Below are 23,995 nucleotides of genomic sequence, written 5' to 3'. Positions count from 1 at the left end.
CACCGACAACAAGACCTTCAATGGGCGGAAATTTGGGGCAACGTCCCAGGTTGTTGCCCCGCTGTCCCACCTTGAGATACTTAAGTTGACACCAATGCAGGCCCCGCGCCCCTACATGGGGGTATTTTCTTTCTCAGAAATCTCCTAGAACGTAGAGATTCCCGTTAGAAAACTAGAATTTAAATGGGGAGATCCGCACCTGTTTGAGTCTGAAATAGCACAGGGGCAAGCGGTAATTACTGACATCCTTTCTAACGCTGCATAGGCAGTGGCACAACGATGTCGACCCATCAAAACCTGTCAAAATTTTCGTCAAAGGACGATCTGCTGGATGCAGTGGACTCTCTTTTAGATAGGGAGTTTGGTAGCACAGGTTCGCCCTGGGTGAGTCGCCAAAGACTGTGTGAGCTGTGCTTGGCTAGCTATGGTGTCGATCTAGAGGCGATCGCCGATTTCAGAAGTTTTGGGAAAAACCTGAAGAGCTTTCTGGCCGGTAGTCAGAGATTTTCGTTCTATCAGGATCCACGACCAGCAGAATATTACATTGCTCGGCGCAGGATAATTTTTCGAGGTTTATTGAGCAGTGGCCGACCAGCACCCACCCCTCGCACGCCATCTCGCAAAAGCCCTGGTTAGCTTTAGCTATGGCCGAGGGAGAACCAACCCCTCCCTCGGCCATAGAGGCGTGCGAGACCATAAGGTCATCACTACTGTCTTTTGGTGTGTTGCTGGGCGTTGGCGGAGCCTCGCCTTAGCGTCATATATCTTATCCAGGGTGACTGGGTTTAAAGCTTTGTCTGTACCCATAGGTCAGGCGGTTTGTGGGGCAGATTGTGCAGCGCTATCTCGGTGTCGTAGAGGCTAAAGCCGCGCGACACGTAGTTTTTGTAGGCGGAGGGGCCATCCAGACTACAGGTGTGAACCCAAACGCGGCTTGCCCCCATAGCCCAGGCTCGCTGCACGCCAACCGTGAGCAGGTGCCCGCCCAGACCCTGCCCAATAAATTGGGGCAGCAGGCCAAAGTAGATCAGTTCTACATCGCCGGGGGGGTGTTGGCCCAGCTCGATATAGCCCGCTGGGGTGCCAGCTACGTAGGCTACCCAGGTCTCGATGCTGGGTTGAGAGAGATAGGTCAGCCAGCGATCGCGGCTCCAGGCAAGTCGTTCATACCATTGCCACTGGCCACCCACGCTGCTGTATAAAAAACGGCTGAACTCCGGGCAGGGCACCTGGGCCTGAGAAATCGCCAGATCAGCACGGTCACTCAGTCGGGGCCGTAGCTGCCCCCGATCGAGCATTTCTAAATACCAGGTGGTGACTTTGACCTGCATTGATCTGCTCCGCAATGCCGCATTTTTCTAGTGCAGCTTAGGCCATTTCTCGAAAAGAACATCCCTCCATCGGGCAAACAACCGTTTGCCCCTACGGTAGAACGACTGCTTGTAGGGATTTAGCTTGCTGGCAATCTCCCTAGTGCAGCAGTTCACCTTTGAAGATCGTGACCGCTTGGCCGCTGAGCCGCACCCGATCTCCTTCGTCTTGCACCTTGACCACGCCGCCCCGCGCCGACGCCTGGTGGGCGAGAAAGGTGGTTTTGCCCAACTTCTCACGCCAGTAGGGGCTGAGACAGCAGTGAGCCGATCCGGTGACCGGGTCTTCGTCGATGCCGAGGCCGGGGGCAAAAAAACGAGAGACAAAGTCGTAGGGAGCCTCGCCGCGACTGGTGACAATGACACCGCGGACAGGAAACTGCCCTAGAGCAGCAAAGTTGGGGCGTAGGTCGCGCACCGTCGCCGCCGACTCTAGCTCTACCAAATAGCCGAGAGAATTTTCAACGATGGCCTGGGGGGTGGCGCCGAGGGCCTCTGCCAGCCCCTCAGGCTCTGCAATGGGGTGGGACGGGTTGGCCGGAAAGTTGAGCTCTATCCAGTCGCCCAATCGGCGGGCGGTGAGCACACCGCTGCGGGTATAGAACGTTGCAGGCTGCTCGCCGCTGAGATGCCCCTCACTCCACAGCACGTGGCCGGTGGCGAGGGTAGCATGGCCGCAGAGATCGACCTCAACGGTGGGGGTAAACCAGCGCAGGCGATAGCCGTCGGCCTCGGGGTAAAAAAAAGCGGTCTCAGAGAGGTTCATCTCCTGGGCGACCTGCTGCATCCAGCTATCGGGGCGGGCCTCGGGCAGGGCGCACACGGCGGCGGGGTTGCCGCCGTAGGCTGAGGCAGTAAAGGCATCAACCTGGGTCAGGGGAATGGTCATGGGGGGAGAGGGATGGAGGACAGGCCAACCCTAGCTCTCGGGCAGAGATTGGCGAATTTGCTCGAAGGTGGGTCAGAACCGCAGGCTGCGGGGTGTGGCGGTAACTAGAATAATACGACTCAACTCCCGATCGCCTGGGGGGTGGCCCCGGCTGCCATAACCCAAGGTTTACCTAGAGGGCCACCTTTCAGGGTATAGAGTGAGATACCCATTATTTAGAACATTGGCAATCTAACCCTATGGCCGACAGAGGTGTTGTCTATCTAGCCGTCAACCATCCTAGCTACCTGGAGGCCGCCCTGATCAGTGCGATCGCCCTGCGCGATCGCGAGGCCGCTACTCCGATCACGATTTTCTCCAACTTGCCTGAGCTCAACGGCCTCCGCCTCGATCGCTATGACATTGACCGGCGCTGGCTCGATCTGCCAGCCGCCACCCCTAGCCTGGGTCTATCTCGACGGCTCAAAACCCAGCTCAACACCTACAGCCCCTACGGCGAAACGCTCTTTTTAGACGCCGATATCTTGCCCATTGGCGGGCTGGCTGACCTCTGGCCCTATCTCGACCAGGGGGATGTGGCCATGGCCGCCGATCGCATGGCCGAGATTGGCCTCTGCGACCACGTTGCCCCAGCCGAAATTGACTTTACCCTGGCGCAGCTGGCCCCAGAGACCCCGCACTTTAACAGCGGCGTGGTGCTGTGGCGGCGCACGGCGGTGACCGATGCTCTCTTTACCGCATGGCAGCACGAGTGGCAGCGCTTTGGGCAGCAAGATCAGCTGGCCTTAGCCCGAGCTATCGATCTCACCCAGACAGCGGTGGTGCAGTTGCCCTCCGGCTACAACATCTCCCCCCGCGATGCCGAGCCCCTGCTCAAACGGGGAGCACCCATTCACCTGCTCCACTGCTGGGGGGGTAAAGTGACCAGTGGCCGGTTTAAGAAACTGGCGCGGCGGTTTTGCCCCCAGGCGGTCGGTGCGGTAGACGATCTTTGGGCCCAGCCTTTAGCACCCGAAGCGGTGATGGTATGAGCTTGCGACTCTTGTTTTTGTCGACCCCCGTGGGGCCACTGGGCTCGGGGCAAGGGGGCGGCGTTGAGCAACTGGTGCCCAATCTGGCGCGTATTTTACAGCGCTGGGGGCATAGCGTTACCATTGTGGCCCCCCAGGGCTCGGTGGTGGAGGGGGTGACCGTGGTACCCGCGTCTGGTGACTTACAGCCACCGGCCCATCACCAGGGACGACAGACAGCAGTGGTGCTGCCGGGGCGATCGGTGCTGGCCCAGATGTGGAGCTATGCCTGGCAAACCCGCCACCAGTACGATCTCATGGTCAACTTCACCTACGATTGGCTGTCGTTTTATCTCACGCCCTTTTTTGATCGGCCCGTGGCCCATATGGTGAGCATGGGCTCTCTCACCGACGCGATGGATGCAGCCATTGGGGAGGTGGCAGAGCGGTTTCCGGGCACGGTGGCAATGCACACCCAGGCCCAGGCCGACACCTTTACCTTTGCTAAAGGCTGTCCAATTTTGCCCTGCGGCCTCGACCTCGACCGCTACAGCTTTTGCAACACCCCTGGCCCCTGGCTGGGCTGGATGGGCCGAATTTCTCCCGAAAAAGGGTTAGAAGATGCGGTAGCGGCGGCGATTCAAAGCCACTACCCCCTGCGGGTGCTGGGTCAGATTGAAGACCCAGCCTACTGGGAGATGATCTACACCCGCTACCCCGATCCGCCGATCGAGTACCTGGGCTTTCAGCCTACCGATCGCCTTCAGGCGCTGGTGGGTCAGTGTCAGGCGTTGGTCATGTCCCACCGCTGGGTAGAGGCCTTTGGCATTGTCGCCATTGAGGCTCTGGCCTGCGGGGTACCGGTGATTGCCTACCGACGCGGCGGGCCAGCGGAGATTGTCATTGACGGCAAAACTGGCTGGCTGGTGGAGCCTGACAGCGTGGCCGGGCTGGTGGCAGCGATCGATCGCATTTCTTTGCTCGATCGCCGCGCCTGCCGTCGCCAGGCCGAAGAGCAATACTCCCTAGAGGCCATGGGTAAGCGGTTTGAGCAGTGGTTTTTGACCTTAGCGGCTCAGTAGTCGGGCGATCGCCCTCCCCAGCTGCCGGTAGCAAGACATTTGCGGGCAACCCCAGTATTGTGTTGAAGACCCCTTATCGTGAAGGGTTGAGGCCATTAAATTGGAGGGGTTGTTGTGAACGAACTGCTGAGTTTCTTGCCAGACAGCCCGATTGTGGCCTTTACAGTGCTGCTGCTGGTGACGCTGATTATTCCGCCGATCTTTGAGCGGCTGCGGCTGCCGGGGCTGGTGGGGTTGCTGGCGGCGGGGGTGGTGCTGGGGCCTAGTGTGCTGGGGGTGCTTGACCCGGCGGGCGATGTCGAAACCCTGCTCTCTGATGTGGGCAAGATCTACCTCATGTTTGTGGCGGGGCTAGAGATCGACCTCAAAGACTTTAAGCGCACTCGCAACCGCTCTCTGGGGTTTGGCTGGACCACCTTCGCCGTTCCCCTTGCCGGGGGGCTATTGCTCAGCCGTGCCTTTGGCTTTGACTGGGTGGCCTCGGTGCTCATCGGCTCGCTGCTGGCTTCCCACACCCTGCTGGCCTACCCGATTGTGATGCGCCTGGGCATCGGCAAAGAGCCCTCGGTCGCCGCTACGGTAGGGGCCACTATTTTTACCGACATTGGGGCGCTGCTGGTGCTGGCGATGTGTGTGTCCGCCCAGGCGGGAGAGTTTTCGGCCCAGACGGTGGTGTCGCAGCTGGTCATGCTGGGGCTGTTTGCGACGGCGGTGCTGGTGGGCATTGACTGGGCGGGCAAGCAATACTTCAAGCGCAACGGCGATCGCGAGGGCAACCAGTTTTTGTTTGTGCTGGCGGCGGTATTTTTGGCGGCGGTGGGGTCGCAGCTGATCAACGTCGACAAAATTGTGGGGGCGTTTTTGGCCGGTCTGGCGGTCAACGACGTAGTGGGCCACGGCCCGGTCAAAGAAAAGGTGGAATTTGTGGGCGGGGTGCTGTTCATTCCCTTTTTCTTTGTGTGCATGGGGCTATTGCTCAACCTCCAGGTGTTTATGGAGTCGGTGACCACCAACCTGGCCTTTACCCTGGCCTTGACCGGCACCCTGATCGCGACAAAATTTCTGGCGGCCCTGGTAACTAAGCCCTTTTTTGGCTATAGCTGGGATCAGATTTTTACCATGTGGTCGCTGTCTATGCCCCAGGTGGCGGCCACCCTGGCTGCGGCTCTAGTGGGCTTGCAGCAGGGCATTATCTCAGAGCTAGAGTTCAACGCGGTGATTGTGATGATGCTGATCACCTCCGTGGCTGGGCCACTGCTCACCGCCCGTTTTGCCGGGCGGCTGGTAGCGCCCAAAATCATTCGCCCCGAGCCTGATTCTCTGTGGTTTGACTATGGATCTGCTCCAGAAAGTAGAGAAGATGCCACCATCACCGGCCCTTTTACGGTGGTGGTGCCGATCTACAACCCGGTCACCCAGCGCTACCTGATCGAGATGGCCGCCCTGCTGGCCGGGCACGAAGGGGGCTACGTCATACCGCTGACCGTCGCCCGCGCCCACGTGCACATGGATGACCCCAACCTGCTCGAAACCGTGGCCCAATGCCGCAAACTCTTGCACAAGGCCGAGGCTCTCAGCCAAGAGTTTAACGCCCAGGCCTACTCGGTCATGCGCATTGACGACGATGTGTCGGAGGGCATCACCCGCACCGCTCGCGAGCAAAATGCCAGCCTGATTTTGCTGGGCTGGAGCCGACAGGGGTTTCGGGCCAAGCTGTTTGGCACCCTGGTGGATGAGGTGTTTTGGTCGAGCCACTGCCCGGTGGCGGTGGCTCGGCTGCTGACAGAGCCCATCGACATTCACCGCATTTTAGTGCCGATGAAGATGATTACCCCCCAGGCGGTGCGCACCGTGCGCTTTGCCCAGGTGTTTGCCGACACCCACAATGCCTCGGTAACACTGCTGCACGTCTGCGATCGCCACACCCCCGCCGACCAGGTCAAAGCCCTAGAGACAGCGCTGACCAAGGTCATGACCAGCGGCCCCCAGATCAGCTGGAACCTGCTCACCGTCGAGCATGACGCCCCCGCTGACGTCATTCTCGACACGGCCCGCGACCACGATCTGATTGTGCTGCGATCGATGCGGCGGCGCACCGCTGGGGGGCTGGCGGTCAGCGACGTCACCCACCAGGTGATCGACGAAGCCACCTGTTCACTGGTGCTGTTTGGCGAACCCCATACCTAGGGGATTGAGTCCCAGAGCAAGCCCCAAAAAAGCCCCCGCGCCAATATCGACGCGGGGGCCTAGAAGGGAGCGAAACTTTTTACAAAATCGACTTGGCTTCGTCAGCCTGCTGGAAGACAGTCTCTAGGGAGGCGCGCTTGCCATCGGTTTGGTTGGTGCGCAGCCCGCTCAAAACGTTGGCCAGAAGCGCATCGACAGAAAAGCGCCCGCCGCCGTTGATCACAAAGAACAAGAAGGTAGCCGCATACAGCGCCGACAGCTCAAGGTAAGGAATGCTCAGGCCAGCGACCTTGACATGGTGATACATCGCCACCGCCATGGTGAAGAACAGACCCAAGGCCGCAGGGCGCGTGAACAGACCCAGGGCCACCAGAGGAGCACCGATCAACTCAGTAAAAGCAGCCATGTAGCTGAGGGTGATGGGAAAGGGCAAACCCAGGTAGGCCACGTAGGCCTGGGCGAAGCTCTCGATGTTGGCCAGTTTGTCGAGACCGTTATGAACCATTACGATACCGGCGACAACTCTCAGAATTGTCCAAGAAATCTGAAAAGCAGTGTTGCTGGACTGGTTGGGCTGAAGCGCAAGGCCGCCCAGGGATAGAAGGCGCTGCTGAGCAATCATATGGATTAAGAAAAATTAAGGTCTTCATTAATTATTCTAACGAGGTTTTAAGTGAAGTAAAGGGTCCGCTTATACCAATTTGCTTTCGCGACCAGAAAATGCCCTGGCGAACCCTGCACAGGGCGGCAGGATCTAACGACCCCAGCAGCGTTTCTGAGAAACGTCCCCAAGAAGCGCCCCCCCAAGAAATTAAGAAACCTGGCAAGGTCAGCTAAACTCCCTGCCAATCAGTAAGAATTAAGGCTTTATTGCCAAAGCCCTATGCGATCGCCCCTGTCTCGTCCTTTAGTTGGCCCTGTGGTTGGCTTCGCCTTCGGGGTGGGATTTCTCAGCCAGACCACTCTGCTGGCCCAGGAAATAGCCCCCCCGGCCCAGACCTTACAGGCCCAGGCTGGCTTGGATACCCTCCCCGCCACCCGGTTGGTCACGGTGTTGGTCGAGGGCGAACCCCAAACGATAGAAATGCAGCTCTACCAGCACCCCACGGTGCCCCTGGTGACCTACTACCCCACTACCATGACTGTCGATCAGGTCTGCGATATCGACGGCTGCGGCGTGTCTTTTGCTGACGAGGCGATCGGGGCAGGGGTGATCCTGTTCTTTCCGGCGGGGGTGACCCAGGCGGCAGAGGTCACCCCTTACATCACCGGGCCTGAAGGGGTGCTTGCTGAAAATGGCTGGGTGGTCACCGGTAGCTATGCCGACCAGCTGGAGTTTCCTTGGGCTCGGCAGCTAGTAACGTTCCAAACTCCCGATCGCGAGGCTATGGGGCTGGTTTATCTGGGTGAGGCCAGTGGTCATGGGTTTGCGGCCATGGCGGTGTTTTCCCCCGAGGCGGGCGATGGCTTTATGCCCCAGGTCAATGCCATGTTTGGCGAGATCAGTGCAAAGCCCTAGGGGCTAGAACTTGGGTTTTAGCTTGGGTGTCTAAGGGCGGGGAGCTGAGGGTAAAACCCCTTGCTCAACGGGGTCGATGCTGGCTCGTGTAAACTTTTCTATCTAGATGTGGCCCCAAGGGTTGAGAGGGCGTAACGGAACTTGATAATTAATTCATAAACGCAGATTCATCAAGGACATACCCATGGGTTTAATCAAGTCTATTTTTGGGGCTATCTTTGGGCTGATTGGCGGCATCTTCAAAACCGTTGGCGGTCTGGTGGGCCTGGGCAAAAAATCTGAATTTTTCCTGGAGGCAGACGATTCCGCTGACGATAGCCTGCCTGCTGCGGATCCTGCACCTGCGACCAAAGCTGAGGTCAAAGCTGCTGATGCTAAGGCTCCGGCTCCTGCGTCTACTAACCAAGCTCCGGCTAAGGCCAAAGCTCCGACCGCACCGGCTCCAGTTTCTGTAGCTCCGGCTCCGGTTGAGCCTGTACCTGCTGGCTTTGCTAGTACCTATCTCAACACTCCCACCACGACTAGTCGGCGTCGGCCTGGCCCTAGCCTTTCTCCCTTTAGAGATATGGCTAAACAGGTCAAGATGCGGTAAAAGCGCATTGGGCGCGATCGCCCTCAATTTTACCTTTAGGCATAGTCTCTATGCGCCAGGGTTGCCAACGGCAGCCCTGGCTTTGTTTTGGCCGCCCTGAGATATGGTGGGCCAGGCTAAACCTTGGCCCCTAAAAACCGCAGACTGCTGTAGAGATGAAAGGCCTGATCCCACGGTGACGGCAGGGTGCGGCCTAGGTCGACATGGTGGTCAAAGGGAGGGAGCAGGTCGAGCAAGTCGAGGGTACTCTCGCCAAAGCCGGTAAAGTCGGCTAGGGGGGCTGGGGTAATGTGGTCTTCAAAGTAGCGCTTTATAGCTCTCCAGGCGATCGCGGCAATGAGGGGTGATGGAAATGCCTCGTTGGGGGGTAGGGGAATGGCCTCGCGGTATTTGTAGGCGCGATCGCAAAACCGCAGTATGCACCCCCGACCATGGAGGTGCCAATCAATAATTTCGCCGTAGTCTTGGGTCGAGTCTTTGCGTTTGAGTTTGCCCCGGGCGTCGAGGTCAACCACCGATTCGTAAATGGGCAGTTGGCCCACCACCCACTGGGTAATGTCGCCCCAGGCCAGCTGCAGGGTGCCCCGTTGACCCGTGTCGTTTTGGCAAATCACGGTGAGCTGCGGCTCAATCGTCTGAATGGCCTCGACGCGAAAGGTAGGCAACTGTTTAACCTGGTCGAGGGTAAACCACTGGGCCAGGGTGCCCTCGGCCCGCAGCTGTTCGCAGAGGTATTGCAGCTCTCCGGCCATGCCGGTGCGCAGCAGTCGCCAGTGTTTGCTGGGCAAACGGGTGCGGGCGGTGTAAGCGTCGATCTGTATGACCTTGGCTAACCCCTGGGCAGCGGCTTCGCGGCGATCGCCCATCACCGGCTCTAGCACCAGCACCGCTGCACCGCTGGCACCCGGCTGCTGCTTGGCCTCGTTGAGGGCGTGTTCTCGCTGGAGGGCGAGCCGATCGCGCACCCGCTGCACCCCCTCCCGCGCCGGGGGCAAAATCTTGGTGTTGACGCTGCTCTGCAGCAGCCGAGTGTAGGTGATCTGGGCCTTCTCTAGCTCGCCCTTGGCCTCCCAATATTGGCCCATGGCCAGCTTGAGCCAGGGGTCTTGGGGGCTTGTTTGCTGCCACTGCTTGATCAACTGAGCCGCCTGGGTCAGCTGCTGGGCGCCCAGGGCCGCAGAAACAAGGTTGTACATGGCGAGGGGAAGGAGTGCTAATGAGGGAGCCTGGCTATGACTCTACCACTTGGGCGAAGAGAGAGCCCAAGCCAATGCTCAAGTCCATCCCGTACTCTATTCGTCCAGGAACCGTATTAAGAAGATTTCCGGATCATACAAAGCCTCTCTATACAAACTTTATAACTTTATGAAAATCATTGTGGAATGAGTGAATTCAAGCCCCATTCCCTTAACGCAGTCTTAACTTGACACTACGAGCTAGGTACATACACGACTTTTCTAGTAGGTGCCGAATCACAGGCCAAATTTAGATCGAAATTGGCAAAGTTCCAGCTTCCAACGCAGGAATGGATTTCGTCTTGGCATACGGTTTCAGTCACAAGCCGAGAAAAGCTACGTGTCGTGCTTTTATCCTGCTAACTCAGGTGATTCAGCTTTTATGAAGCGCCGCCGTCTCTTTTCTAAGCTGTCAAATCTTTAGTCGGCCATGATTTTATTTCACTCGCTCACCTCAAGTTTATCTAGCTTAGCTCATTATGTTAAAACGGAGATAAAAAACCCGTTTACCTTACAGCTTTTGGTCTTGGTGATGCTGACAGATATAGTTTTTATTGCTATTCATGTCCTTCATTCGTTCATGCCTTTACCTGTCGTTGCTAACCCAATGTTTAGCCTAGAGCTAGATAAGGGCTATCCAGAGTTTTTTCAGTACATAAAATTGTTTTGGATTTCCCTTATTTTTATCTATCTGAGCATTCGGAAAAATCGATCTTATTTTGTTTGGGTATGTTTTTTTGGCTATCTATTATTAGACGATGCCCTTCTGCTCCACGAGATCTACGGTGTAATTTTGGCCGAAAAAATGTCTTGGTCGTCAGCGTTGTGGCTGAGGTCAAATGACTTTGGAGAGATGGCCTATGCTTTTTGGATGACGGCCATTTTCTCTGTCGCAATATGGCTCAATTACCGCAAAAGCTCGATTGAATTTAGGAAAGTTAGTCGTCGGATAATTTTTCTAATTTTTGCTTTAGCGTTTTTCGGCGTGGCAGTAGACATGATTCATATGATGACCTCTCATGTTCCTCAATCGTTAGGTGGAGGATATATTTATTGGTTTTTAGGGATGCTTGAAGATGGGGGAGAAATGATAGTGGTAAGCCTAATTCTCTGCTATTCTCAGGCTCAAATTCCCCTGCCTTTACCCCTCAACAACATATCTCAAGACAGCTACATAAGCCAGGTAAAATCTAGGTAAGGTACTTGGGCAAAATTCGAATCACGCGATCCCGACTCCCAAAAGGCTAAACCGTAGGGACGAATCACTTGTACCTCTCTGAGTCGGAGATAGTCAAGAAGGATTTAGATGAAACCATGATTAACAGATCTTAGATCTTAAAAGCCTATTCGCAAGCCTAAAGATCCTGAGGCATCTTTGTACTCAGAGCGGTTGCCTAAGGATCTGACAGATGTGTAAACGATTTTTAAGAGAGTGGATAAAAAAACGTTGGTCAACGATCAAACGACTCTATTGCGCCGACAGCACATCCCGCAGGGGCTTGGTCATCCAGTTGAGCCCCACCCGCAATTGGTGCGAGAAGGTAGGCATGCGGTAGAGATAGGCCAGGCGGCGGGCCACGTGGGCCAGTTCGCCATCGAGCTGCACGCCAAGTCCAGTGAGGGTGGCGCGGCTGGTGCCGAGGGTGAGCATTTCGCCCAAGTGGCGGTAGCGGAAGGGCAGTTGGGGGCGATTGCTCAAACTCGCCCAGATATTCCACCCGACAAAGTCGGCCTGTTGCAGGGCCACCTGGGCGGTGGCAAACATTTGTTGACCGTCGGCATCGCGGCAGTCGGCCACATCGCCGAGGGCGTAGACACCGGGGCGATCGATAGATTCTAGGGTGGGCTGCACGACCACCTGCTGCCGCTCATTGTGCTTTAGGGGCAGGTCGGCGATCACAGAATTCACCTGTGTACCCACCGTCCACAGCACCAAATCGACCGGCAAAATATCGGTCTGCTCGCGGTAGGTGAGGGTAATGGTATCGGCTCCCACATTATCTACGGCGGTTTCTAGATCAACCCACACGCCTAGGTCAGAGAGCACCTTTTGGGATGCCTCTCGGTTGTATTCTGGCGAGGTGCGCAGCAGAGTATCGGTGCGCTCGATCAGGCGGACTCGGCCCCGATCGCCCAAATGCTCTGCTACCTTACAAGCCAGCTCTACCCCGCTGTAGCCGCCACCCACCACCGCCACGCGAATCTTCTCGGCGTTGGAGGCGACCAGATGGCGCAGCCGTTCTTTTAAATGATAAGCATCTTGCAGAGTGCGGAAGGCGTGGGCGTGCTCAGCGACGCCGGGGGCCATATCCATAGGGGTGGTGCCGCCCAGGGCCAGAACGAGGCGATCGTAGGTGAGGGTGACGCCATCGCTAAGGCTGACCCGGTGCTGGTCGAGGTCAATGCCGGTGACCTCGGCCTGGCGAAACTGGACAGGAGTGCCCGCCAGCAGCTCGATGTAGGGGGGAGCCACTTCCCAGGTTTGCAGTTCGTCGGTGACCAGCTCGTAGAGCAGCGGCAGAAACAGGAAGCGATCGCGGTGGTCGACCAGGGTAATCGTCGGTGGCGTACCTTCCCACGGCAGCTGACTGAGGCGCAGGGCGGTGTAGAGGCCGCCAAAGCCGCCGCCGAGAATACAAATTTGCTGGGGAGCGTCTGCCATAGTCAAAAGCCGTGATACCTCTTCTACCTTCTAACCCAAAATGGAAGGTGTCATCCTGCTTTTCGGAGATTTCTTTTGGCTACAGCGTCAGACTTTGCGGTGCGATCGCTCCGGCAAGAGGCGATCGCGGGAGCGCGCGACATTATTCCTCTAATTGTGGGGGCGATTCCCTTTGGGATTATTTTTGGCACCCTGGCTCAGGGTAGCGGCCTGTCGTTTGGGGCCACCATTGGCATGTCGGCCTTTGTGTTTGCCGGGTCGTCGCAGTTTATTGCCCTGGGGCTGCTGGCGGCGGGTAGCACCCTGCCCCTGATCGTGCTGACTACGGTGGTGGTTAACCTGCGCCACATGCTCTATGCGGCCAGCCTGCTGCCCTACGTGCAGGGGGCCTCCCAGCGGTGGAAGGTGGTGATTGGCTTTTTTTTGACCGATGAAGCCTTTGCCGTCGCCATTCGCCGCTACGTGCAGCCCGACCCCAGCCCCCACAAGCACTGGTACTACCTGGGGGCTGGGGTCGCCATGTACCTCAACTGGATTTTTTGCACCTGGCTGGGGCTGACGGTGGGCCAGCTGATCCCCAACGCAGCGGCCTGGGGGCTAGATTTTGCTATGGTGGCGACCTTCATTGGCATGATCGTGCCCTACGCTACGACCAAGCCGATGGTGGGGGCAATTCTGATCGCTGGAATTGTCGCCGTCCTAGCCAATGGGTTGCCCCATAAACTGGGGCTAATGGTGGCGGCGATCGCAGGCGTTACTACCGGCTACTGGCTCGAAACCTGCCCCCCACGGGCGAAATGACCGGTACGGGCGCACCGCTGTGCGCCCCTGCGAAGAACATTGATGCTTGATTCATCCCTGTGCTCGGCAACCCCTCACCCCAAATATCCCTATGAATGACTGGCTTCTCGTCGCCGCCATGGCCCTGGTGACATTCTCAATCCGCTACGTACTGCTGGCTTTTAGCGGGCGCATTCAGCTGTCGTCAACCCTGGTGCGGGCGCTGGGCTATGTGCCTCCGGTAGTGCTGACGGCGATCGTGGTGCCTGCGGTGGTCTTTCCCGATGGTGAGACACTGTGGCTGGGGTGGGGAAATGCAAGGCTGGTGGGGGCGATCGCCGCTGTCGCCCTGGCCCTCGGTTACCAAAACCTGCTGCTCACCATCGCGGGCGGCATGGCCACCTTCTGGGGCTGGCAGTGGCTGGTGGGATAGTTAATAGAGAGGCCGTCATTGCGTAATATCAAACACTATTACCCTGGCGCGATCGCCCTATAGTGCTACACGACTTTCGAGTCAGGTTGTTCCAGAGAGAGAGAATTATGAGCGGACTTGGTGGCTTAAATAAATCGCCCAACGGTGTGGTGCTGGGGATGGTGCAGCTCCAGTTACCCAACGTCGTCACCCCCGACGACCTCGCCGCCCAGACCCAGCGCATTTGCGAAATGGTCGCCAAAGCCCGCCGCAATATGCCCACGATGGATCTGGTGGTGTTCCCCGAATATTCGCTCCACGGGCTGTCGATGGACACCAACCCCGCCATCATGTGCAGCCTCGATGGCCCCGAGGTCGCCGCCTTTCGCCAGGCCTGTATCGACAACGACATCTGGGGCTGCTTCTCGATCATGGAGTACAACCCCGAGGGCTACCCCTACAACAGCGGCCTAATTATCAATAACCAGGGCGAAATTACGCTCTACTACCGCAAGCTCCACCCCTGGATTCCGGTCGAGCCCTGGGAACCCGGAAACGTGGGTATTCCCGTTTGCGATGGCCCCAACGGCAGCAAACTGGCGCTGATCATCTGCCACGACGGCATGTTCCCCGAAATGGCCCGCGAATGCGCCTACAAAGGAGCCGAGATCATGATTCGCACGGCGGGCTACACCGCCCCCATTCGCCACTCGTGGCAGATCACCAACCAGGCCAACGCCTTTTGCAACCTGATGGTGACGGCCTCGGTGTGCATGTGCGGCAGCGACGGCAGCTTCGACTCCATGGGCGAGGGCATGATTGTCAACTTTGACGGCACGCCCATCGTTATGGGCAGTCACCGCCCCGACGAGATTATCACCGCCGAGGTGCGCCCCGACCTGGTGCGCGAGGCCCGCATTCACTGGGGCGTGGAGAACAACATCTACCAGTTTGGCCATCGCGGCTATGTGGCGGTCAAAGGCGGTGCCCAAGACTGCCCCTACACCTACATGAAAGACATGGTCAAAGAGCGCTACCGTCTGCCCTGGGAGGATGAGGTGGTTCACCAGGACGGCACCTCCTGCGGCTTTCCGGTGCCGACCCGCGACTACAAGGGCGAAGAGTTGCCGCCGGTACTGAGTTAAACCCTTGGCCTGAGGGCGCTGGCTGACTTTCAGGGTGTTCGATAGCTTCGGGTTCAGCCAAGATCGATGCATCGATCATCAGCAATGGTGGTTCAAAATCATCCTGTTCCTGAAGCAAGCGCTCGACTTCGGCCTCAAAACGCGCCCGCCCCCGATCAAAGAAATCGTTGTTTTGGGGTTGGAGACCCGCGATCGCCTGTTGCCAAGCCAGATCCTGGCTTGGCGAAGCAGAGGTCTCAGACGGGTTGGCCTGCGCGGGTAGCGTCAGTGCGATCAACGCAATAGCCTGGTGCCAATCAGCAGCATGATTGTGCGCGGGGTCGGCGGCAAGACTGCGATCGCGGTTTCTGGCCAGAATAAGCCCTTCTACAGACGACAGCACCACTGGGCGCTACCTAAAGTAAAGGGGTATAAAACTGGGAGAACGTTGTATGTCACTGAAATTTCAGGTGCCAACCTTAGGCGATCAAAAATCGGCGCAGTCGCTTAAAGAGCTGATTTTAACCTCTGAACCCAAGGCCCATGTTGACGTCAATCCCCAGGCAAAAACTGTCACCATTGACTCCGAGGCCTCGGCAGAAACCTTTAAGCAGTTGATCACAGCGGCTGGCCACAAAGTCACGGCTGCCTAACCACCACCCTGCCAGCAAAGAACCTGGGTGGGAGCAGTGGGATGGGTCACAATAGATGAAGTCCTCTTCCCACTGCTCCCACCCTATGGCCCCTTTGGCACCAACCCCAGCGAAACCCGCCGCCGCACCCATAGACAAGCTATGGGCGGCGGCGATCGCTACTCCTCCCCAAGAATTTGCCGCTACCCCGCTCACCGTTTTGTCGGGCCATCTGCCCGCCGATCTGCGCGGCACCCTCTACCGCAACGGCCCTGCCCGCCTAGAGCGCGGCGGCACCCGAGTCAGCCACTGGTTTGATGGCGACGGGGCCGTACTGCGGGTACATTTTGATGGCGATCGCGCCACGGGCACCTACCGCTACGTGCGCTCTGCCGGGTTTGTCGACGAAGAAGAGGCCGACCGGTTGATCTATGGCGGCTACGGCAGCCTCGCCCCTGGCCCAATCTGGCAGCGCTGGCAGGCCCAGCTCAAAAATGCCGCCAATACCTCGGTGCTGGCTCTGCCCGATCGCCTCCTAGCCCTATGGGATGGTGGCCTGCCCCACAGCCTCGACCTCGAAACCCTAGAGACCCACGGCCTAGACAACCTCCAGGAGTTAAATGCCAGCGATACCGTGGCCGCCCACTCTAAGCGCCACCCCCGCACCGGGGAAATCTTTAGCTTTGGTCTCATCCCTGGCGGCAATGCCACGCTCAAGCTCTACCGCTGTAGTGCGGCCGGTGCCCTAGAGCAGACCGGCACCATTCCCCTGTCGGGGATTCCGCTGATTCACGACTTTGTGGTGGCCGATCGCTACCTGGTGTTTTGCGTATCGCCCGTGCGCCTGAGCCCGCTGCCGGCGCTGTTTGGGCTGTCTAGCTTCAGCGATGCTTTGCAGTGGCAGCCCCAGCAGGGCACCCAGATCATTGTGGTCGATGCTGACAGTCTGGAGGCGATCGCCCTAGAAGCCGTAGACCCCTGGTACCAGTGGCACTTTGGCCATGGCTATCTCGACTTCGACGGCACCGTTGTGTTTGACGTGGTGCGCTACCCCGACTTTGCCACCAACCAGTACCTCAAAGAAGTGGCGTCGGGCCGCATCACCACCCCCGCCGATGCCCAGCTCTGGCAATATCGCCTCGATCCTAAAACGGCCAAAATTCTTGACCAGCACTGTTTGATTGAGCGACACTGCGAGTTTCCGGTGGCCCTCGGCCAAGACGCTGAAGCCGTGAGCTTTTTGAACGTGCACGCCACCGCCGAAACGCCAGCGGGAGAATTGTTTGGTGCGATCGCCCGCTTTGACGCCAAAACTGGCCTCACTGTCGCCGACGCTGGCCAAGGCCGCTACCCCTCCGAGCCCATCCCGGTCGAAAATGCGGCCAACCCTGAGCAACCCTGGGTGCTCACCGTGGTCTACGACGGTCACCACCATCGCAGCGAGGTTTGGGTCTATGGTGGCCACGACCTAGAGCAAGGCCCGATCTGCCGCCTGGAGCTACCCAGTGTGGTGCCCCCTAGCTTTCATGGCACCTGGATGCCCTCAATGCAATAGTTTTCAGCGCAATAGTTCTCTGAAGCGGATTAGGCCCTGAGGAGATTTCTGAAAAAGAAGAGACCCCTTGTAAGGGCGCAGGGCCTGCGCCCTTAGGATGGCGCAAAAAGCTTGGGGATTTTTGTCGCCAGAATTGTTCCGATTTCCCAAAAGGCGTAGTGGTGCCTAAGCGGCTGGCTTGGCAGCGGCCACATCATGTATAGCTGGTTCGGCGGCGGCGATCGCCTGGGAATATTCCGCTAATGCTTCGACTTGCAGCTCTAGCTCTAGGGTGAGTTGCTCACCGGTTTCAGCCTCTAGATCATCGGCTTGGAGAGCTTCTTCTTCTACCTTAGGGGCGGTGTCTCGCTCCAGCCACGGAGAGTCAAAATGGTGCCAGGGCAGCACCGGCTCATTGGGCAAACTCTCGGTGAGCACCGTGATGTTGCTCACATCTGGCTCGGGCAGCGCCACCCGCCGCTCCAGAGTTGTTTCTTGATTTACATCACTCATACTGGTGCCCGCTGCCTGCGGTAGAAAACGTTAGAGTCACCCTCTTGGCCAGGTCTAAACCATGCCAGACGATGACCCGCTAGCCACGTAAATTACCAGAATATGTACCAGCATGATAACAGTTGTGCCCCAGATGGTGTAGGCCGCATATTTTAGGCTTTGGGAAGTATCTTCGAGGCGCTGCTTGTTGGCATTGTAGGTTTCAGATAGGTTGACCAGCATTTGCAGTTGATAATCTTGCTCAGACAGGGCCAGGTAAGTTTCTAAAAAATTACGGTCTTCTAGATTGGGGGTAACCGCCACTTGGCGCGGCAAAAACGCCCCCATCAGTAGCGAAAAACTGGCCAAAAAGCCCACAATCTCTGCCAGGCTAAATGCAGTGCCACTGACCAGCAGCCGCGAAATACTGAGGCTGGTGAGCAGGGCTCCATTGGCCACAAACAGAATATTCAGCTTCGTGGTCAAGATCTGGCCCTGCTCACTCTGCTCTCGCAGCACCATGCGCACATCCTGAGCTGCCAACGCCAGCGTTTCTGCCGGTATGCTGGCAGGCTCTGGGGGCGGGTCTTCTACCGGCAGGCTAAGCTGCACCTCCTCAGGGGGCAGCTCAAGCGCATCGTCAGGAACAGCGGTGGAAACAGCATTGACCATAGGGCTAAAGCATTGGTAATGACCCCTATATCAATACTAGTCAGCTTTTCAGCTTTTCAGCCTTGAGCCATACCCTTGAGCTGTGCTAGACATGCTAGATAAGACACTGTGCTCAAGCGGAGAGACGGCCATGACTGTGGTGTCGTGGGTTTTGAAGGAATGGCAGGTTGCCGTTACTGCCCTGCTGCAAGGGGAAACCATTTTGCTGCTGCGCAAGGGTGGTATTCGCGAATCCAAGGGGAAATTTTCTCTGAAGGCGCGGCACATGCTGCTGCTACCCACCCTAGAGCATCAAAAACTCTCGCTGCTCCAGGCATCTTTTCACCCGCTTGTGGCGGAGGGGGCCATGCCAGACTCCGACCAGGTCTGTTTGACCGGTTGGGCCACCATTACCCACACCCTGCCGCTCACCGCAGAGTCAGATCTGGCGGCGCTGCTCCCCTATCTGGTTTGGAATGAGCAATTTGTGCAGGAGCGTCTAGGCTGGCAGCCCGATCGCCCCCTCTACGGGCTGCTGCTGCGGGCCTATCGCCTAGAGTCGCCCGTGGTGCTGCCTCGCCACCAGGGCTACAGCGGTTGCCGCTCTTGGGTAGACGTGGGGCAATCGGTAGAGCTAGAAGACAGCACCCCCGCCCTAGCAGAGGCCGCCTATGCCGATCATGTCAACGCCATTTTGGCAGCCCTGCCTACGGTGACGCCGATCGTCTAACTGCCCCAGGTGAGCGACTTGGTCTCGTCTACCATGGCGGCCTCTGACCACGCCCATACACACCTCGTCCCAAGCAACTGGTGGTAACCCCTCACGGTTAGAGAATTAAACCTGGGATGGATGGGATATGGCTGGGATGAACTTTATTTTGGTAGTCAGGTAGTTTTCACTGAGGTTCTACACGGTGATTTTGTGTAGGGGCTGTTGCGAAACATCAACGGAGGTTAAGCACCAACCCAGATTTTCAGACTGATTTTTTAAAAAAGGGTAAAATCAGCAAAGTCACCCCACTGCGGTAGCAACGCACTCGTTCAGGTATTTGCCCCACCTTTCAGCGTTGCCTCTACCGAATCTCCCGGATGTCGTGACAATTTACGGCGCAGATTACGGCCCAATGGTTGACTTCTAAAAATCGCTCTACTCGCCACATTGCCCACTGGGCAATGATCCCCGGCTCTAAGTCTTGCCTTAAAACCCGATCAACACCCAGATGCAGTTCGTCGGCTGACCGTCCTGGTAGACCATCCCTCACCCACGTTTTTTGAATTCCTATGGCTGACTCTCTCCAGCAATCTGCGTTGCAGACCAATTCTGCGGCCCAGGCATCCTACGATCGCCCCAATGATGGGCTGATCCCCGCCGTTAGCACAGGGGTTTTTGTCTGCGTGCACGGCCACTTTTACCAGCCGCCCCGCGAAAACCCTTATCTCGATGCGATTGAGAAGCAGCCCAGCGCCGCCCCCTTCCACAACTGGAATGAGCGCATTCACCACGAGTGCTACCGGCCTAACGCCTACGCCCGCATTCTCAACGATCGCGGCGAGGTCGTCCGTATCGTCAACACCTTTGAGTACATCAGCTTTAACATTGGCCCCACCCTAATGAGCTGGATGGAGCGCCATGACCTGGAGACCTACCAGCGCATCATCGACGCCGATCGCAACAGCTGTGCCCGGCTGAGCGGCCACGGCAATGCGATCGCCCAGGTCTACAACCACATCATTTTGCCCCTGGCCAACCCTCGCGACCAGGTCACCCAGGTGCGCTGGGGCATCGAAGACTTTCGCCGCCGCTTTGGCCGTAGCCCAGAGGGCATTTGGCTAGCCGAAACCGCGATCGACTACCCCACTCTCGATGTGCTTCACGCCGAGGGGATCACGTTCACCATTCTCGCCCCCTCCCAAGTGCAGCGCTGCCGCCCCCTGGTCAGCTACAACGGCGAGCGCGACACTTGGCAAGAGGTCGGCGGTGGCCAGATCGACCCCAGCCGCCCCTACCGCTGCTTTCTCAAGCACGCCGACGGCAGCCCCGACCCCAGCCGCTACATCGATATTTTCTTCTACGACGGCCCGATCTCCCGCGACATGGGCTTTAACGATGTGCTGAGCTCGTCCCAGCACTTTGCCGGGCGCATCGGCCATGCCATCCATGGCGATCACCGGCCTTTTCAGCTGATCTCGGTGGCCACCGATGGCGAAACCTTTGGCCACCACCGAGGCGGAGCCGAAAAAGCCCTCGCCTACGCCCTCACCGAAGAATTTCCCCGTCAGGGCTGGACGGTGACCAACTACGCCCACTACCTGGCCACCCACCCACCCACCTGGGAGGCTGAGCTGAAGCCCGTCACCGCCTGGAGCTGCTCCCACGGCGTCGATCGCTGGCAAGATGACTGTGGCTGTGGCGGCGGTGGGGCATGGCACCAGCAGTGGCGACGCCCCCTGCGCGACACCCTCGACTGGCTGCGCGATCAGCTCGTTGCCGTCTATGAAGAGTATGGCTCTGACTTGCTGCGCGATCCCTGGGCGGCGCGCAATGCCTATGTAGCCGTGATGGGCGATCGCAGCCCTGAGAGCCTCGACGCCTTCTTTGCCACCCATCAAACCCACAAGCTGTCGGCGATCGAGCGAGTCACCGCTCTCCAACTGCTCGAAATGCAGCGCCATGCCCTGTTTATGTACACCAGCTGCGGCTGGTTCTTTGAAGAGATTTCGCGCCCCGAGGGCACCCAGATTTTGCGCTACGCCGCCCGCGCCATGGAGCTAGCCGGCGAAGTCTCGGGGATCGCCCTAGAGCAGGAGTTTGTCAAGCGCCTGGGCCATGCCCCCAGCAATGTGGAAGAATTCGTCACCGGCACCGGGGTTTACGAGTCTCTCGTCAGACCCTCCCGCATTTCCATAGAACAGGTGGTGGCCCACTACGCCATGGGGTCGCTGTTCACCGACTACCACCGCGAGCAGACGGTCTACTGCTACAGCGTTGAGCAGCACGACTACCGCCGCCAGCGTCTGGGGCCGATTTCCCTGGCTGTGGGCCTGGTCGAAATCACCTCCACCATCACCCGAGAGAGCCTCAGCCTCGCCTTTGCCGTGGTACACCTGGGCGGCTGGGATTTTCACTGCGGCATTACCGCAATGCGATCGCGCCTCGACTACACCCAGGCCAAAGCGGCGGTGTTTGAAAGCCTGAGTGCGGCCAGCGCCGCCCAGGTCATTCTCGCTATCAACAGCGCCTTTGGCCCCCACACCTACGGCCTGCAAGATCTGTTTGCCGAAGAGCGCCACCGCATGATGGGCCTGCTCTCCCAAGACACCCTGCTGCGCCTCGACCAGCTCTACGCCCAGGTCTACCGCGACAACTACGGCGTGCTGTGCGCCTTCCACCGCGATGGCCTGCCTGTGCCCAAGGAGCTGCAAGTGGCCGCAGATATTGCTCTTAGCCACCGGGCGATGGAAGTGCTGCAAGCCCTCGAACGCGAGACCAGCGACCCCACCGCCAGCCCCCTGTGCCAGGGGAGCGACTATTTGAATGAACTGGAGGCGATCGCCACTGAGGCCCGCACCTGCAATGCCGCGCTTTCCCTAGCAGCGGCCAAACCCATGCTGGAGCGGTTAATTGGGCGATCGGTCTGGCAAATTCTCAACCAGGCTCCGACCGAGTCTCTCGCTGCCGATGTGGACTGGCTAGGGCGACTGGTCAACCTGGGTCAGCAGCTCAACCTGGGCCTTTCGCTAGAGCGGCCCCAAGAGCTGTACTACCAGCACCTCAATCGCCAGGTGTTTGCCCTGCTCAAGCAGGCGGCAGTGTCCCGTACTCCCCTCGGCCAAGATAGCCGCGCCCAGGTTGACGACATTCTCCGTCTGGGCGAATATCTCTCTATGGATGTGGCTGCCGTGCTCAAAGCGCTAGACCACCTTGATCCCGGTCGCCCGGTCTAGGTTAGTCATGTTGCCTGAGAGAATCTGGTAGTCGATGGCAACTATCCCTTTATGCCAAATCCGAGTCCCATAACCTCGATTCCCAAAAGGCCGAACTGTAGGGGCAAACAACCGTTTGCCCTGCTGAATCGGGGGTAGCCAAGGAGGATTTAGTATTACCCAAGTCCCAGCCGTTGCTTGATCTGTAGCGGCTGGTTTTTGCGTTCATGTACTCCGATAGATGTGGCTGCGGTAGTGGCGTTATCTGTAACGGTTTGCGACTAATGGTGGGCAAACCGTTAGAAACTATCGACGGCAATACTGCCAAAAGCTAGGTTTGTGGTTGTTCTATCGGGCCTTAGGCCACCTGTAATGACTGTTCAACCACGCCCCACTGCACCAAACATCATCTTGACCAACATTGAAACGATTCCAGGTAAAACCATTACACAACATCTGGGCCTAGTGCAGGGTAGCTCGGTACGCGCCAAGCACATCGGCCGCGATATTGCCGCTGGCCTCAAAAATATCGTCGGCGGCGAGCTCAAAGGCTACACCGAGCTGCTCCAGGAGGCGCGTCAGGAAGCCACCCAGCGCATGGTGCAAGATGCTCAAAAGCAAGGGGCTAACGCCATCGTCAACGTTCGCTTTGCGACATCCTCGCTGGCCCAGGGAGCAGCCGAAATCTTCGCCTACGGCACTGCCGTACGGGCAGAATAGCCATGGATGGACTGATTATTTTTGCCCTGTTGTTGGGCGTAGGCTATTTCTTCGGTACTCGCGCTGAGAAACAGCATTTTCGCTCTCTGCAGCAGCGAGAGCAGGCGATCCATGGTTTGGTGCTCAGCGTTGCTGGGGCTAAGACCCAATGGCCCAATGCTCACCAGGCGCAGCTTTTTGTGGGTAGCGTGGTGATCTCTTCAGATTTTTTCAAAACGTTTATTGCTGGGGTAGCAAATCTGTTTGGCGGGCGTATCGAAGTCTATGAAAGCCTGCTTGAGCGAGGTCGTCGTGAGGCTCTTTTGCGCATGGAAGAAGCCGCCCTCGCCTGGGGAGCTGAACGTGTGGTCAACGTGCGTATTCAAACCGCTGAACTCAGCAGTAACAGCGGCCAGGGAATAGTTGCGGTCGAAGTTATGGCCTACGGTACAGGCGTTCGATAATAGAGACTTTTTTATTGTGCGCCCATGTAATGTGGTGCGATCGCTCCCCCTTAACCGTTGAATCAGCGATCGGCCGTTGAGCCTGGCCTGAGCCCCACGCGTTGGACAAGTCATCTCGATTGTCATGTGTCCTGCTCCCTTAGATCCTAACAATGGAGCCTTGATGTCCTTTTTCTCTATCCTTTAACCCACTAACCAATGTCTTGGAAGGGTTTTGCCTTGCCTATCCGCAGCGTGCGTGAGATTGTTGTCGCCCACGGGGGCATGGTAGAGGTCACCTCTACGACAGAGATAGACACGACCTTTACGGTTCGCCTGCCGCGATCGCAACCGCTTGAGGGCAACGCTCACTCAGTATGAGTATGTTGTCAACTCCCAAGCTTTGGCTGTAGCTACAGCCAAAGCTCTGCGTCGCCAGCACGGAGACGCAGAAACGCAATGGACGATGTGTCGCCTTCCGCGTAGCAGCGCCTAGCAGAACAAAAAAGCGCTCTCCGCAAGGAGGGCGCTTTTTTTCTAATCAATCAATGGAGTAGTCAATCAAGACTAGCCGATGATTTCAGGAGCCTCGGCCGTGGCTAGGTCGAGGGGGAAGTTGTGAGCATTGCGCTCGTGCATCACTTCCATACCCAGGTTGGCACGGTTGATCACGTCAGCCCAGGTGCCAATCACACGACCCTGAGAGTCAAGGATCGACTGGTTGAAGTTGAACCCGTTCAGGTTGAACGCCATGGTGC

Annotated in this window: 23 protein-coding genes and 1 pseudogene; 16 read left to right on the top strand and 8 right to left on the bottom strand. The window is 57.8% G+C overall.

Going from position 1 to position 23,995, the window contains the following annotated elements; genetic code table 11:
* Positions 1-785: 785 nt before the first annotated feature.
* Positions 786-1,331 carry a GNAT family N-acetyltransferase gene (locus AC0QKW_RS06870; protein ID WP_473150321.1) on the bottom strand — a complete coding sequence of 182 codons (546 nt, stop codon included), beginning with the start codon at positions 1,329-1,331 and terminating at the stop codon, positions 786-788.
* A gap of 139 nt (positions 1,332-1,470) precedes the next feature.
* Positions 1,471-2,259 (bottom strand): PhzF family phenazine biosynthesis protein, encoded by a 789-nt coding sequence (locus AC0QKW_RS06865; RefSeq protein ID WP_473150320.1) that lies wholly within the window; start codon positions 2,257-2,259, stop codon positions 1,471-1,473.
* Positions 2,260-2,498: 239 nt separating this feature from the next.
* Between AC0QKW_RS06865 and AC0QKW_RS06860 the strand changes: the two genes are divergently transcribed.
* The 3 genes from AC0QKW_RS06860 to AC0QKW_RS06850 all read left to right on the top strand — a co-directional run bounded on the left by AC0QKW_RS06860 (position 2,499) and on the right by AC0QKW_RS06850 (position 6,538).
* Positions 2,499-3,290, top strand: a complete 792-nt coding sequence (locus AC0QKW_RS06860) for a glycosyltransferase (RefSeq protein WP_473150319.1) — start codon at positions 2,499-2,501, stop codon at positions 3,288-3,290.
* A complete protein-coding gene (locus AC0QKW_RS06855) occupies positions 3,287-4,351 on the top strand; it encodes a glycosyltransferase family 4 protein (RefSeq protein ID WP_473150318.1) in 1,065 nt (354 codons plus the stop codon). The genes AC0QKW_RS06860 and AC0QKW_RS06855 overlap by 4 nt, the downstream gene beginning before the upstream one ends.
* A 114-nt stretch (positions 4,352-4,465) precedes the next feature.
* Entirely contained in the window at positions 4,466-6,538 is a 2,073-nt protein-coding gene (locus tag AC0QKW_RS06850) for a cation:proton antiporter domain-containing protein (protein WP_473150317.1), read from the top strand.
* A 79-nt stretch (positions 6,539-6,617) separates the two neighbouring features.
* On the opposite strand, the gene AC0QKW_RS06845 is transcribed toward AC0QKW_RS06850, so the two are convergent.
* Positions 6,618-7,160, bottom strand: a complete 543-nt coding sequence (locus AC0QKW_RS06845; RefSeq protein WP_473150316.1) for a DoxX family protein — start codon at positions 7,158-7,160, stop codon at positions 6,618-6,620.
* 261 nt (positions 7,161-7,421) lie between these two features.
* Here AC0QKW_RS06845 and AC0QKW_RS06840 point away from each other — a divergent pair, with 261 nt between their 5' ends.
* Positions 7,422-8,057, top strand: a complete 636-nt coding sequence (locus tag AC0QKW_RS06840) for a hypothetical protein (RefSeq protein WP_473150315.1) — start codon at positions 7,422-7,424, stop codon at positions 8,055-8,057.
* Between the two features lie 184 nt (positions 8,058-8,241).
* Positions 8,242-8,649 (top strand): hypothetical protein, encoded by a 408-nt coding sequence (locus tag AC0QKW_RS06835; RefSeq protein ID WP_473150314.1) that lies wholly within the window; start codon positions 8,242-8,244, stop codon positions 8,647-8,649.
* A gap of 116 nt (positions 8,650-8,765) precedes the next feature.
* Here the strand turns inward: AC0QKW_RS06835 and AC0QKW_RS06830 are convergent, their stop codons facing one another.
* Positions 8,766-9,845 (bottom strand): tetratricopeptide repeat protein, encoded by a 1,080-nt coding sequence (locus AC0QKW_RS06830; protein ID WP_473150313.1) that lies wholly within the window; start codon positions 9,843-9,845, stop codon positions 8,766-8,768.
* A gap of 469 nt (positions 9,846-10,314) precedes the next feature.
* Here AC0QKW_RS06830 and AC0QKW_RS06825 point away from each other — a divergent pair, with 469 nt between their 5' ends.
* Positions 10,315-11,082 carry a hypothetical protein gene (locus AC0QKW_RS06825; RefSeq protein ID WP_473150312.1) on the top strand — a complete coding sequence of 256 codons (768 nt, stop codon included), beginning with the start codon at positions 10,315-10,317 and terminating at the stop codon, positions 11,080-11,082.
* Positions 11,083-11,352: 270 nt separating this feature from the next.
* Here the strand turns inward: AC0QKW_RS06825 and AC0QKW_RS06820 are convergent, their stop codons facing one another.
* Positions 11,353-12,546, bottom strand: coding sequence for an NAD(P)/FAD-dependent oxidoreductase (locus AC0QKW_RS06820; protein ID WP_473150311.1), 1,194 nt, complete (start codon positions 12,544-12,546; stop codon positions 11,353-11,355).
* 75 nt (positions 12,547-12,621) lie between these two features.
* On the opposite strand from AC0QKW_RS06820, the gene AC0QKW_RS06815 reads away from it, so the two are divergent.
* The 5 genes from AC0QKW_RS06815 to AC0QKW_RS06795 all read left to right on the top strand — a co-directional run bounded on the left by AC0QKW_RS06815 (position 12,622) and on the right by AC0QKW_RS06795 (position 17,049).
* The gene (locus AC0QKW_RS06815; RefSeq protein WP_473150310.1) at positions 12,622-13,347 is read left to right on the top strand and encodes an AzlC family ABC transporter permease; all 726 of its coding nucleotides are present in this window, start codon (positions 12,622-12,624) and stop codon (positions 13,345-13,347) included.
* Between the two features lie 91 nt (positions 13,348-13,438).
* Complete coding sequence (locus tag AC0QKW_RS06810) at positions 13,439-13,759, top strand: AzlD domain-containing protein (protein WP_473150309.1); 321 nt, start codon at positions 13,439-13,441, stop codon at positions 13,757-13,759.
* A 107-nt stretch (positions 13,760-13,866) separates the two neighbouring features.
* A complete protein-coding gene (locus tag AC0QKW_RS06805) occupies positions 13,867-14,883 on the top strand; it encodes a formamidase (protein WP_473150308.1) in 1,017 nt (338 codons plus the stop codon).
* A gap of 431 nt (positions 14,884-15,314) precedes the next feature.
* Entirely contained in the window at positions 15,315-15,515 is a 201-nt protein-coding gene (locus tag AC0QKW_RS06800) for a heavy metal transport/detoxification protein (protein ID WP_473150307.1), read from the top strand.
* 85 nt (positions 15,516-15,600) lie between these two features.
* Positions 15,601-17,049 carry a carotenoid oxygenase family protein gene (locus tag AC0QKW_RS06795; protein WP_473150306.1) on the top strand — a complete coding sequence of 483 codons (1,449 nt, stop codon included), beginning with the start codon at positions 15,601-15,603 and terminating at the stop codon, positions 17,047-17,049.
* Positions 17,050-17,214: 165 nt separating this feature from the next.
* Here AC0QKW_RS06795 and AC0QKW_RS06790 read toward each other — a convergent pair whose 3' ends face one another.
* Positions 17,215-17,541, bottom strand: a complete 327-nt coding sequence (locus AC0QKW_RS06790; protein ID WP_473150305.1) for a hypothetical protein — start codon at positions 17,539-17,541, stop codon at positions 17,215-17,217.
* 54 nt (positions 17,542-17,595) lie between these two features.
* Entirely contained in the window at positions 17,596-18,192 is a 597-nt protein-coding gene (locus tag AC0QKW_RS06785; RefSeq protein WP_473150304.1) for a hypothetical protein, read from the bottom strand.
* Between the two features lie 130 nt (positions 18,193-18,322).
* Between AC0QKW_RS06785 and AC0QKW_RS06780 the strand changes: the two genes are divergently transcribed.
* From AC0QKW_RS06780 to AC0QKW_RS06760, 5 genes are all read left to right on the top strand, one after another.
* Positions 18,323-18,901 carry a DUF1802 family protein gene (locus AC0QKW_RS06780; protein ID WP_473150303.1) on the top strand — a complete coding sequence of 193 codons (579 nt, stop codon included), beginning with the start codon at positions 18,323-18,325 and terminating at the stop codon, positions 18,899-18,901.
* A 551-nt stretch (positions 18,902-19,452) separates the two neighbouring features.
* On the top strand, positions 19,453-22,116 hold the full coding sequence (locus AC0QKW_RS06775; RefSeq protein WP_473150302.1) for a DUF3536 domain-containing protein: 2,664 nt from the start codon (positions 19,453-19,455) through the stop codon (positions 22,114-22,116).
* Positions 22,117-22,467: 351 nt separating this feature from the next.
* On the top strand, positions 22,468-22,815 hold the full coding sequence (locus AC0QKW_RS06770) for a YbjQ family protein (protein WP_473150301.1): 348 nt from the start codon (positions 22,468-22,470) through the stop codon (positions 22,813-22,815).
* A 2-nt stretch (positions 22,816-22,817) separates the two neighbouring features.
* Complete coding sequence (locus AC0QKW_RS06765) at positions 22,818-23,258, top strand: YbjQ family protein (RefSeq protein WP_473150300.1); 441 nt, start codon at positions 22,818-22,820, stop codon at positions 23,256-23,258.
* 198 nt (positions 23,259-23,456) lie between these two features.
* Positions 23,457-23,618: a hypothetical protein gene (locus AC0QKW_RS06760; RefSeq protein WP_473150299.1), complete on the top strand. Its 162-nt coding sequence runs from the start codon at positions 23,457-23,459 to the stop codon at positions 23,616-23,618.
* A 186-nt stretch (positions 23,619-23,804) separates the two neighbouring features.
* On the opposite strand, the pseudogene AC0QKW_RS06755 reads toward AC0QKW_RS06760, so the two are convergent.
* Positions 23,805-23,995 (bottom strand): annotated as a pseudogene (locus AC0QKW_RS06755) (photosystem II q(b) protein); the annotation flags it as partial.

The sequence above is a fragment of the Pseudanabaena sp. PCC 9330 genome (assembly GCF_055795045.1).
Note: the sequence above shows the minus strand (reverse complement) of the source record. Positions and strands in the feature narration are given on the sequence as shown.